Below are 11,298 nucleotides of genomic sequence, written 5' to 3'. Positions count from 1 at the left end.
GGCCCCCATCGCGACGCCTGAGCCCTCCCCTGGAGTCGCTTTGCGTGATGCACCGTTGCGGGTGGATGTACGACGGTATTGATGATGTGGACCGTATGGCAAGACCTGGAACGAGGTCTTGCTTTTTTACCTCTTTGGCCTTACGTGGGCGATCATTTCCGCAAGTGTCCCGATCGGAATTCGCCAATCCGCTTGAGCAGTTTATCGGCCGGCTCGAACAGTTCCGGTCGTTCGACGACGGTATTGCGCAGGGCGCGCAGCGGGGCGCGATGTGCCCAGTGGCCGAGAGCCACCGGATGACGCCGCATCACCCACCCCTCGGAAACCATGATTTCCCCGGTCTTGAGGGAGTCCTTGTACGCCTTCTGGCCGCGTCCGAGATCGATGTACGCGATACCGTCGGCGGCCGCCGCCTCCGCTATCCGCAGGTGCATGAGCAGGCCGGGCGAGAATTTCGCGAACTGCGGATCATAGGACGGAAACCAGCAGCACATGATCCTTTCCGAACGCGGTCCGAAATGCGCGGCGATCGGCCGGCCGTCCGCGTACAGCACCGAGAGCAGTCCGGCGAAGGACGGCGTCCTGGTGTGGAACAAGTGGTCGACGAGCCCGATGATCCAGGACTGCGTGAAGCGGTCGCTGCGCCCGGTCCTGCGGTACTGCGCGGACTTCCACCGCATCAGCGTCCGCAGCGCCGCCGGGTCGCGCTCGTCGTGCACGTACCTCAGCTCGCCGACCGACCGGATCAGCCTGCGCTCCTTGGCGAGCGTCGTCCTGAGGAACTTCGGCGCGTTCGCGCGCAGATGGGCCAGGTACGCCTCGTAGCCGTCCGCCGTGTCGATCACCGGTGAGGGGAACGTCCCCGTGACGCCGGACCCGAACGCCTCCTGCCCCGGCGCCAGGTGGTCGAACTCCCACACCGCGAGCCCGCAGGCCCGCAGCAGCTCCCGCGCGTCCCAGGTGAATCCGGGCCGGTGCACGAGACCCTGACTGTCCGACACCCCGAGCCCGACGGCCCGGCCGACCCCGGTGGCGGACCTCTGGTGCGGGAAGAAGGCCGCCGGCTCGCCGTCCTCCCGTACGACGGCGACGCGCACCCCGCGCCGGTACCGGTCGAGCGCCAGGGTGAACTCGGGGGAGAGGAACGGATTCGCCAGCTCCGGCGCGCCGTGCAGGTGCGCCTTGGACTGCATGGCCGTCCAGGTCGCCCGGTCGGCGGCGCTGAGCTCGCCGGGGCGGTGCACTGTGATGTCCATGGTCAGGTGGTCCGCCTTCTCGCCGTGGAGCCGCCGGGGCGCCGTGCCAGGGTCAGCAGCAAGAGCAGGACGCTGATGACGGCGACCGCCGCGACCGCGCCCCTGATCGACCAGACGTGGGTGGCCAGCATCGCCTGGGCCACCAGCAGGTTGAGCGCGACGGCCCCCGCCGCCGAAGCCACCAGGCGGCCCAGTGGGTCCAGGCCCCGGAGACCCGACGCCACGGCGCAGCCCGGCGCGACGAGCAGGAAGAAGAGAGTGAACGGTGCGCGAAGCGGCGACGCCAGATCGGCGAACGCCAGGACCGCGCCGACCGCCGATACGGCGAGCGCCGCGCCCGCGAGAGCGGGCAGCGAGTCCGTGACGCGTGTCAATGGCTTGTCTTCGATGGTCTGCATTGGCGACTTTGCCCCCTGAAGCGCCGGATGCCGGGCTTCAATGTCGCGCAGCGCACTCCGGCGCGTCAAGGATGCGGAGGGGTTGTGCGGAAGCCCTCGTCGAAAGTTCTTGGCATGAACACTTCCCGTGATGTATGGGGGCTGCTACGACAGTTGAGGCGGAAATCCTGCTAAGGGAGGTTCCATGAAACTGTCCCGAATCGCGGCATTCTCATCCTCGCTCCTGCTCGCCGCGGCCCTCGCCCTCACCGGGGCGAGTGCGGCGCAGGCGGCCCAACAGGCCGAATCCCTGGACTATGTGGCCCTCGGCGACTCCTACTCCTCGGGCGTCGGGGCCGGCAGCTACGACAGTGCGAGCGGCTCCTGCAAGCGCAGCACCCGCGCCTACCCCGTCCTCTGGGCGGCGTCCCATTCACCCTCGACGTTCGCCTTCACCGCTTGCTCGGGCGCTCGTACGGGTGATGTGACCGCCGGTCAGCTCGCCCCGCTCAACGCCTCGACCGACCTCGTCTCCCTCACCGTCGGCGGCAACGACGCCGGCTTCGCGGACGTCATGACGACGTGCGTCACCCAGTCCGAGTCCAGCTGCCTCGCCCGGATCGCCACGGCTCGCGCCTACGTCGATTCCACACTGCCCGGCAAGCTCGACTCCGTGTACGCGGCGATCAGAGCGAAGGCCACCACGGCGCGCGTCGTCGTGCTCGGCTACCCCCGCTTCTACAAGCTGAACGGCAGCTGCATCGCCGGGCTCACCGAGCGCGAGCGTTCCGCCATCAACGGCGCCTCCGACTACCTCAACGAGGCCACCGCCAAGCGCGCGGCGGACCACGGCTACACCTTCGCGCAGGTCACTCCGGCCTTCACGGGCCACGAGATCTGCTCGTCCGCGCCGTGGCTGCACAGCGTGAAGTGGACCAACATCGGCGAGTCGTACCACCCGACCGCGGCCGGCCAGTCGGGCGGCTACCTGCCCGTCTTCACCTCCGCCGCCTGAGCGTCCGCGCATCCGCCGAACCGCCGGCCGAGGAGGAGGCCCCGCCCGTCGGGGTCTCCTCCTCGCAGGTCACCGAGAACGGCACGGGGCCGGACGTCGCCTCGACCGGGCTCCTGACCTCGACGCGGATCTCGTCGTGGTGCGTCCCGTCCTCCTTGTACGTCGTCTCCGTGTGGTTCACCCGCTTCGACTTCTCCTGGCCCGCCGCGAAGTCCAGCGTCTTCCAGCCCGGGTCCGAGGACTCTCCGCTGCCCGTCACCCAGCGATAGCCGACCTCGACGGGGACCCGCCCGACCGTGAACGTCGCGGTGAACGCCGGCGCCCCGTCCTCCGGGGGCGGGCAGGCGCCGGTGTAACCGCCGCGCACGGCCGTGACGGTGACCTTCACCGACTGGGGCGGCGGCGCGGTCGTACCGCCGTCACCGCCACCGTCACTCCCGGTGCCTCCACTGCGGCCGCCGTCGCCCCCGCCGTCGTCGCCGCCGTTTCCTCCCGTGTCGGTGCTGGTCGAGCCGGTGTCCCCGCCGGTCGAGCCGCCGTCCGTACTGGAGCCGCCGCCGCCGTCCGTACCGCCGCCGGAGGGCCCGCCGTCGTCGCCCCCGCCTCCGCCGGACCCGTCGCCGACGGGCTCCCGTACGGGGAAGACGCCGGGGCCGGCAGGGCCGGGTCGTGCGAACCGGCCGGGACGGGGGGCACTGCCGCGAACGCCGTCGCCCCCGTGCGCGGCGTCTCCCCGGAGGCCACGGCCCGCAGCAGGCGCTCCGCCTGCGCGGCGGACATCCGCTCGGCCGGCTCCTTGCGCAGCAGCCCCTCGATCACCGGCGCCAGGGCCCCCGCCCGCGCCGGGGGCGGCAACTCCTCGTCGACCACGGCCCGCAGGGTGGACAGCGGGGTGTCCTGGCGGAACGGCGAGCCGCCCTCCACGGCGGCGTACAGCAGCACCCCGAGCGACCACAGGTCCGACTCGGGCCCCGGTGTACGCCCCAGGGCCCGCTCCGGCGCCAGGAACTCGGGCGACCCGATCAGCTCGCCCGTCATCGTGAGCGCCGAGGTGCCCTCGACCGTCGCGATGCCGAAGTCCGTCAGTACGACACGGCCGTCATTGGCGAGCAGGACGTTCGCAGGCTTCACGTCGCGGTGCAGGACGCCCGCTCCGTGCGCCGCGCACAGTGCCGCGAGGACCTCGGCGCCGATCCGCGCCGCTCGCCGAGGGGGGAGCGGACCGTCCGCTTCCAGTACGTCGGAGAGCGACAGCCCGCGCACCAGCTCCATCACGATCCACGGGCGGCCCTCCTCGGTCGCCACGTCGTACACGGTGATCACGTTGCGGTGGGCGACGCGGGCCGCCGCCCAGGCCTCGCGCTCCAGCCGTGCATACAGCCGCTGCCCGTCGGTGGCGCCGAGGCCGGACGGGGCCCTGACCTCCTTGACGGCGACCTCGCGGCCCAGCACGTCGTCGCGGGCGCGCCACACCACGCCCATGCCGCCCTCGCCCAGCGGGGCCAGCAGGCGGTAGCGGCCCGCGATCACCCGTTGCCCGTTGCCCGGCTGTCCGTTCACTGGCGAGCCCCCTGTCAGCGGCGGAGTGGCATCGCGGTTCAAACCACTCAAAGTTAGCTCAACTCCGGCCAGTTGAAGCCCCCTTGGGCGTCAATCCGCCACGCCCGAGGTGCCGCGTCAGGAGAGCTGTCCAACTCGCCCTGGAATCGCATGTATTCGGAGAGTAATCGCCACCGAGCCGTCAACCCCCGTACAGGGGTGGTGAATCACAGGGGTGGGATACACGAGTGTCTCGACGGAGCGATAGGGTTAACCTGCCCGGGCCGGGTGCCCTCGTACGGGTGGGGAGTGACATGGAACAGATAACGGTGCGCAGCAGGCCACGAGTGCCTGCGATCACATGCGGGAGCGGTGCGACCAGTTCGCGCCTCGACCGTCATCTCGCGGTGCTCGGCGGCCCAGCCGTCCCGCGCGGTGAGGCGGCCGAGGCGACCCTGCTGATGCGCGAGCTCACGTCACGTGATGTCGCGCACTCGCGAGCGAGCAGGAGCGGGCGGGTCTCGCTCTTCGCCCCGCTGCGACGGCTGCGTCGATCGCTCTTCGGCAGCCGCCACTGACGCGGGCGGACCACGGTCGCACACCGCTCAGGCGACCACACCGTCCCGGCGCAGCGCTGCTGTTTCCACGTCCGACATCCCCAGGCCGTGCAGCAGCGCGTCGGTGTGCTCGCCGAGTGCGGGAACCGGACCCATCAGCGGGTCCGCCCCGCCCGGCATCGTGATCGGCGGCAGCATCGCCCGCAGCGGGCCCACCGGCGTACGGATCTCCCGCCAGCGGTCGCGTGCCGCCAGCTGGGGGTGCGCCGCCACATCGGCCACCGTGTTCAGCCGCGCACAGGCGATCCCGGCCCTCTCCAGCGCGGCGATCGCCTCCGGCGCGCTCATCGCTCCCAGCGCCTCGGCCACCACCGCGTCCGTCCTCTTCCGGTTGCCCGTACGGGCGGTGTTCGTCGCCAGCGCCGGATCGTCCGCCAGTTCCGGCCGCCGGAGCACCAGTTCGGCGAGTCGCCGCCACTCCCGGTCGTTCTGCACCGACAGCAGCACCTGCCCGCCGTCCGCCGTCGGGTAGGCGTCGTACGGCGCGATGACGGCGTGCGCCACCCCGGTCCGCGCCGGCGCCTCGCCGCCGTGCATGCCGTGGTGCAGCGGGTGCCCCATCCACTCGGCGAGCGCCTCCAGCATCGACACCTCGACCGGCCCGCCGCGTCCGGTCGTCGCACGCCGCAGCAGCGCCGCCAGGATGCCCGAGAACGCGTACATCGCCGCCGCGATGTCGGCCGCCGGGATGCCGGCCTTCACCGGCTGCTCGGGCGTGCCGGTGACGGACACCAGCCCCGCCTCGCACTGGACGAGCATGTCGTACGCCCGCTTGTCGGCGTACGGTCCCTCGGCGCCGTATCCGGAGATGTCCACGGCGACCAGGCGCGGGTGCGCCGCGCACAGGGTGGCGGCGTCCAGGCCGAGCCGGGCCGCCGCGCCGTGGGCGAGGTTCTGCACGAACACGTCGGCCCCGGCCACGAGCCGTCGCACCACGTCGAGCCCGCGCGGGTCCTTGAGGTCCACGGCGAGTGACTCCTTGCCCCGGTTGCACCACACGAAGTGCGAGGCGAGGCCCCCGGCGGCGGTGTCGTAGCCGCGGGCGAAGTCGCCGCCGTCCGGGCGCTCGATCTTGATGACCCGGGCGCCGAGATCGGCGAGCTGGCGGGTCGCGAACGGCGCCGAGACGGCCTGTTCGACGGCGACGACGGTGATGCCCTCCAGGGGCAGCGGCTGAGTGCTCATGAGGACCTGACTATCGTGTACGTCACACCTTTGTCACCGGACACGGTGGCGGAGAACGGCCCGGGAGCGGCCGGGAATCGGCCGACTCGTACAACACCGGGGCTTCGCCCAGGGCTAGAGCAGCGCGAACTGCCCCTCCGGGCCCTCCTCCTGGTGGTCCAGGACCGACGCCGGGCGCCGGGCCGCGTCCGGGACCGGCAGGACGCCCGCCGCCGCCAGCTCACCGCGCGTGATCCGCTCACCGCCCCGCAGTTCCTCCCGGCCCGCCTCCAGACCGGCCAGCAGCGCCAGCACGGTGATCAGTTCCAGCAGGTCGGACGTCCACTCCTGCGGCCAGGCCGCGGGGCGGATCGCCTCCAGGGTGCCCGGCTCGCCCGGTGCCGTACGCCGCTCGAACCACGTCTGCAGCACCCGCGCCCCGCCCACGTGGAACTCCCAGGCCGCCGCCGGTACGGGCGAGACGCGGCCCTCCCCGAGGTGCAGGGCCTCCTCCTGCGCGTCGTACCGCAGCTCCGAGGGCCACGCCGGCACGGCGGACCGCACGTACGGCCGGCGGCCTCCCGGCAGCCGGGGACGCTCCCCGGCCCGCGCGCCCCGCATCTGCACCGAGGTCATCCGCCGCCCCAGTTCCACGCCCGCCGCCCACACCTCCGCCCCGGCGGGCAGCGGCACCACCGCGCCGGCCGGCGTACCCTCCGCTGCGGCGACCGCCCACGCCAGCACGTCCGCCGCGGCGACCTCGTGCCCGTACCGCTCGCTCAGCAGCGGCAGCAGCCCCGGCGCCAGGTTCGGTTCGCGGCCGCCGGGGCGCCGGTGCAGCGGGCGGATGCGGCCGGGGCGGCCGGCGGGGGAGCGGCCGTCCGGGAGCAGCGCGCTGACCAGCACGGGCGGTCCCGCCGCCTGGGGCACATGGCCCGGCTCCACGGCGAACAGCTGATGGGAGTCGTCGGCGACCCGCCACAGCTCCGGCCGGGCGGCGTCGATCAGCCGGTGGTCGGGGATCAGCCACTGCTCGTCGAAGGGGCCGTGCGTGACGCGCACCGGCTCCGGACAGGGGCCGCTCTCGCGCGCGAGGCGCCCGGTGCCGGTGCGCTGCCCCGGCAGCGCGGCGACCGAGGTGTGCGTCGTACGGGCCCGGGTGGCCCCGAAGAGCTCCTCGCGTCCGGCGCCCTCGGCCCGTACCAGCGCGTCCCAGCGGGCCCGCAGCGTACGCCGGTCCGGGGCGAGGACCCAGCGGCGGCCGAGCCGCAGGGGCGCCACCGACCAGGGCATGAGTTCGCCGAGCAGCGGGGCGTCGGACCGCGTCGCAGGCGTGCGGGCAATCATGCGGGCATCGTAACCACGGCGGGCGGCGCGCCGGTCAGTGCGCGTCCACCGTCACCGAGAAGGAGAAGCGGTCGCCCCGGTAGCGGATGCGCGCCACGTCCACGACCCGGCCGTCGCGGTCGCAGGTCACGCCCGTGTAGTGCAGGATCGGGCTGAGCAGCGGGACGTCGAGGAGTTCGGCCGTCTCCGGGTCGGCGAGGCGCGCCTCGACCGTGTCCGTGATCCTGCCGATCCGCACGCCCACCACGTCCCGCAGCACCTTCGTCATCGGCCAGCGTTCGAGATCGGCGAGGTCGATCCCGGCGGCGACGTCGGGCAGCACTGCGTTCTCCGCCCAGTTGGTCGGCTCGCCGCTCTCCCCGTCGCGGCGCAGCCGCCGGTAGGTGACGACCTCGTCGACGCCGGGGAAGTGCTCGACGAGTTCGCCGGGCACGGGCGTGGTCCCGTGCCCGAGGATCGTCGTGGGCTCCCCGGACTGCTGGGCCACGATCGCGTCGATCGAGCCGAGCAGCCGGCGCGGCGCACCGCGCCTGGCGCCCGGCTCGATGAACGTGCCGCGCCGCCGGTGCCTGCTGATCAGGCCCTCGGCCTCCAGCTCCTTGAGGGCCTGGCGCATGGTCAGCACGCTCACGCCGTAGTGCGTGGCGAGCTGCTCCTCGGTGGGCAGCCGCAGCGACGCGTCGGGCGTGCGCCCCAGTATCGAAGCGCGCAGGGACTGCGAGACCTGGTACCAGAGCGGCAGCTTCCGGTTCAGGACCAGGGAGTCGGGGGCGAATGCGGTCACGGTTTCATTTCTCCGTAGGTACTACGACCTGAAGTGGCGTTGCAGACCCTGCCACACGTCGTCGTACGCCGTCTGGAGGTGGTCGGCCGTCGCCGCCTGCGCGGTGGCCGTGACCGGCCAGCGCGTCTCGAACATGAAGGCCAGACCGTCGTCGATCTTCTGCGGCTTCAGCTCGGCGGCGCTCGCCCGGTCGAAGGTCTCACGGTCGGGTCCGTGCGCCGACATCATGTTGTGCAGCGAGCCGCCGCCCGGGACGAAGCCCTCGGCCTTCGCGTCGTACGCGCCCTCGATCAGGCCCATGTACTCGCTCATCACGTTGCGGTGGAAGTACGGCGGCCGGAAGGTGTCCTCGCCGACCAGCCAGCGCGGCGCGAAGACGACGAAGTCGACGCCCGCCAGGCCCGGGGTGTCGGACGGGGAGGTGAGGACCGTGAAGATCGACGGGTCCGGGTGGTCGTAGCTGATGGTGCCCATGACGTTGAAGCGGCGCAGGTCGTAGACGTACGGCACGAGGTTGCCGTGCCAGGCGACGACGTCGAGGGGCGAGTGGTCGTACGTCGCCGACCAGAGGTTGCCGCAGAACTTGTTCACCACCTCCACCGGCCCCTCGACGTCCTCGTACGCCGCCACCGGGGCGAGGAAGTCACGGGCGTTGGCGAGGCCGTTGGCGCCGATGGGGCCGAGGTCGGGGAGCTGGAACGGCTGCCCGTAGTTCTCGCAGACGTAGCCGCGGGCGCTCTCGTCCAGCAGTTCGACGCGGAAGCGCACCCCGCGCGGGATCAGCGCGATGTGGCCCGGCTCGCAGCGCAGCAGGCCGAACTCGGTGCGCAGCAGCAGACCGCCGCGCTCGGGGACGATCAGCAGCTCACCGTCCGCGTCGCTGAACACCCGGTCCGTCATGGAGGCGTTGGCGTTGTACAGGTGGATGGCCATGCCGGCGCGCTGGGTCGCGTCGCCGTTGCCGCCGACCGTCCACAGGCCGGCCACGAAGTCGGTGCCGGGCGCCGGCTCGGGCAGCGGGTTCCAGCGCAGCCGGTTCGGGTCGGGGACGGTCTCGGTGAAGGGCGCGCTGCGCAGGGCGCCGTTGTCGGTGCGGACGAAGGGGGGGTGCGCGGCCGACGGCCTGATCCGGTACAGCCACGAGCGCCGGTTGTGGGCGCGCGGCTCGGTGAAGGCCGAGCCGCTCAGCTGCTCGGCGTACAGGCCCAGCGGTGCGCGCTGGGGTGAATTGCGGCCGTGCGGCAGGGCGCCGGGAACGGCCTCCGAGCTGTGTTCGTTGCCGAAGCCCGTGGAGTGGGCCAGTCGCTCGGCCAATTTCCTCGCCTGCTCGATGCCGCTCATCGTCCGCTCCCGGGGTGCCGAAGGAATCCTATGGTTGACAGTAGGATTCGCGAGGCCGCCCGTCAACGGGTGCCGCGTCCGGGGGCCGGGTCGGCATCATGGGGTGCGTGCCCTCTTCGAACTCGCTCCGCCGAGCCCCCGTGCAGCAGCGCAGTGCCGACCGGCTCGCCCGGATACTGGACGCCTGCGCCCAACTCCTCGACGAGATCGGCTACGAGCAGCTGAGCACCCGGGCGGTCGCCGCGCGTGCGGGCGTGCCCATCGGGTCGGTCTACCGCTTCTTCGGCAACAAGCGGGCGATGGCCGACGCCCTCGCCCAGCGCAACCTCGACCGTTACGCCGAGCGGATCAGCGCCCGGATCGCCACGGTGCCGGCCGAGGACTGGCGCGGCGCGGTCGACGCCGTGCTAGACGAGTACATCGCCATGAAACGCACCGTGCCGGGCTTCCGGCTCGTCGACTTCGGCGTCCAGATCCCGGTCGGCGACCGGACGGCCGAGGACGACATCAACTACCGGGTCATCGACCGCCTCACCGGCCTCCTCCCGGCCCACCTCGGTCTCACCCCCGACCCGGCCCTGCGCCGTACGGTCCTGGTGGCCGTGGAGGCCGCCGACGCGCTGCTCCAGCTGGCCTTCCGCGCCGACCCGGCGGGCGACCCGGACCTGATCACCGAGACCCGCGCCGTACTGCACGCCTACCTGGCCCGCACCCTCGACTGATCCCGTCGCCCCGACCCCCTCCCGGCCATGCCTACCGGTCGGTATGCTCGGCTGTGCCCACGCGCCACCGTCGACGCCGCCCTGGAGGGCCCATGTCCGGTCACGACGAAGCCACTGCCACCCGATCCGCCGCGTCCCGCACCGCCCTGCGCATCTGTCCGCTCTGCGAAGCCACCTGCGGGCTGACCCTCACCATCGAGGGCGCCACGGTCACCGGCGCGCGCGGCGACCGCGACGACGTGTTCAGCAAGGGCTTCATCTGCCCCAAGGGCGCGTCGTTCGCAGAGGTGGACGCCGACCCCGACCGGCTGACCGGACCGCTCGTCCGCGAGGGCGGCGCACTGCGCGAGGCGACCTGGGACGAGGCGTTCGACCTCGTCGCCGCCCGGATGCGGCCGCTGATCGAGGAGTACGGACCCCATGCCGTCGGCGTGGTACTCGGCAACCCCAACGTCCACACCATGGCCGGCGCGCTCTACCCGCCCGTGCTGCTCTCCCTGCTGCGCACCCGCAGCCTGTTCACCGCCAGCACCGTCGACCAGATGCCCAAGCACGTCTCCAGCGGCCTTCTCTTCGGCGACCCGCTGGCCATCGCGGTGCCCGACCTGGACCGCACGGACCACCTGCTGCTCCTCGGCGCCAACCCGCTGGAGTCCAACGGCAGCCTGTGCACCGCCCCCGACTTCCCCGGCAAGCTCAAGGCGCTGCGGCGGCGCGGCGGCACGCTCGTCGTCGTCGACCCGCGCCGCACCCGTACCGCCAAGCTGGCCGACCGGCACGTCGCCATCAGGCCGGGTACCGACGCGCTGCTCCTGGCAGCGCTCGCGCAGGTTCTCTTCGAGGAGAAGCTGGCCGACCCGGGCGTCCTGGCGGAGCACCTCGACGGCCTGAGCGACGTCAGGGAAGCGGTACGGGACTTCACTCCGGAGGCCGTGGCCGGTGCCTGCGACGTGCCCGCCGACGAGATCCGGCTGCTGGCCCGCGGTCTCGCCGCCGCGCCCACCGCCGCCGTGTACGGCCGCGTCGGCAGCTCCACCGTCGAGTTCGGGACCCTGGCGAACTGGCTCGTCGACGTACTGAACATCCTCACCGGCAACCTCGACCGCCCCGGCGGCGTGCTCTTCCCGCTCTCGGCC

12 protein-coding genes are annotated in these 11,298 nt (G+C 72.6%); 4 read left to right on the top strand and 8 right to left on the bottom strand.

The window, feature by feature from the left end:
• Positions 1 to 152: 152 nt before the first annotated feature.
• Both E2E34_RS24530 and E2E34_RS24525 read right to left on the bottom strand, forming a co-directional pair.
• Positions 153 to 1,256: a GNAT family N-acetyltransferase gene (locus E2E34_RS24530; protein WP_138904089.1), complete on the bottom strand. Its 1,104-nt coding sequence runs from the start codon at positions 1,254 to 1,256 to the stop codon at positions 153 to 155.
• A gap of 2 nt (positions 1,257 to 1,258) precedes the next feature.
• Positions 1,259 to 1,654, bottom strand: coding sequence for a hypothetical protein (locus E2E34_RS24525; protein ID WP_138904088.1), 396 nt, complete (start codon positions 1,652 to 1,654; stop codon positions 1,259 to 1,261).
• Between the two features lie 184 nt (positions 1,655 to 1,838).
• Between E2E34_RS24525 and E2E34_RS24520 the strand changes: the two genes are divergently transcribed.
• The gene (locus tag E2E34_RS24520; RefSeq protein ID WP_138904087.1) at positions 1,839 to 2,648 is read left to right on the top strand and encodes an SGNH/GDSL hydrolase family protein; all 810 of its coding nucleotides are present in this window, start codon (positions 1,839 to 1,841) and stop codon (positions 2,646 to 2,648) included.
• Here the strand turns inward: E2E34_RS24520 and E2E34_RS37520 are convergent.
• Entirely contained in the window at positions 2,632 to 3,015 is a 384-nt protein-coding gene (locus E2E34_RS37520; RefSeq protein WP_425573368.1) for a hypothetical protein, read from the bottom strand. The genes E2E34_RS24520 and E2E34_RS37520 overlap by 17 nt on opposite strands.
• A 17-nt stretch (positions 3,016 to 3,032) precedes the next feature.
• Positions 3,033 to 4,208 carry a serine/threonine-protein kinase gene (locus E2E34_RS24515; protein ID WP_425573367.1) on the bottom strand — a complete coding sequence of 392 codons (1,176 nt, stop codon included), beginning with the start codon at positions 4,206 to 4,208 and terminating at the stop codon, positions 3,033 to 3,035.
• A 293-nt stretch (positions 4,209 to 4,501) separates the two neighbouring features.
• Between E2E34_RS24515 and E2E34_RS24510 the strand changes: the two genes are divergently transcribed.
• Positions 4,502 to 4,765, top strand: coding sequence for a hypothetical protein (locus E2E34_RS24510; protein ID WP_138904086.1), 264 nt, complete (start codon positions 4,502 to 4,504; stop codon positions 4,763 to 4,765).
• 27 nt (positions 4,766 to 4,792) lie between these two features.
• Here the strand turns inward: E2E34_RS24510 and E2E34_RS24505 are convergent, their stop codons facing one another.
• From E2E34_RS24505 to hmgA, 4 genes are all read right to left on the bottom strand, one after another.
• On the bottom strand, positions 4,793 to 5,989 hold the full coding sequence (locus E2E34_RS24505) for a CaiB/BaiF CoA transferase family protein (protein ID WP_138904085.1): 1,197 nt from the start codon (positions 5,987 to 5,989) through the stop codon (positions 4,793 to 4,795).
• Between the two features lie 114 nt (positions 5,990 to 6,103).
• Positions 6,104 to 7,315, bottom strand: coding sequence for a type ISP restriction/modification enzyme (locus E2E34_RS24500; protein ID WP_138904084.1), 1,212 nt, complete (start codon positions 7,313 to 7,315; stop codon positions 6,104 to 6,106).
• Positions 7,316 to 7,349: 34 nt separating this feature from the next.
• A complete protein-coding gene (locus tag E2E34_RS24495) occupies positions 7,350 to 8,099 on the bottom strand; it encodes a GntR family transcriptional regulator (RefSeq protein ID WP_138904083.1) in 750 nt (249 codons plus the stop codon).
• A gap of 21 nt (positions 8,100 to 8,120) precedes the next feature.
• A complete protein-coding gene (gene hmgA, locus E2E34_RS24490) occupies positions 8,121 to 9,440 on the bottom strand; it encodes a homogentisate 1,2-dioxygenase (RefSeq protein ID WP_138904082.1) in 1,320 nt (439 codons plus the stop codon).
• Between the two features lie 98 nt (positions 9,441 to 9,538).
• Here hmgA and E2E34_RS24485 point away from each other — a divergent pair, with 98 nt between their 5' ends.
• Together E2E34_RS24485 and E2E34_RS24480 are read left to right on the top strand one after the other, a co-directional pair.
• Positions 9,539 to 10,162: a TetR/AcrR family transcriptional regulator gene (locus tag E2E34_RS24485; protein ID WP_138904081.1), complete on the top strand. Its 624-nt coding sequence runs from the start codon at positions 9,539 to 9,541 to the stop codon at positions 10,160 to 10,162.
• Positions 10,163 to 10,254: 92 nt separating this feature from the next.
• The coding region (locus E2E34_RS24480) for a molybdopterin-dependent oxidoreductase (protein ID WP_167518373.1) at positions 10,255 to 11,298 on the top strand (1,044 nt) is incomplete at its 3' end.

The sequence above is a fragment of the Streptomyces albidochromogenes genome (assembly GCF_005981925.1).
GTDB classification, from domain to species: Bacteria; Actinomycetota; Actinomycetes; order Streptomycetales; family Streptomycetaceae; genus Streptomyces; species Streptomyces albidochromogenes.
Note: the sequence above shows the minus strand (reverse complement) of the source record. Positions and strands in the feature narration are given on the sequence as shown.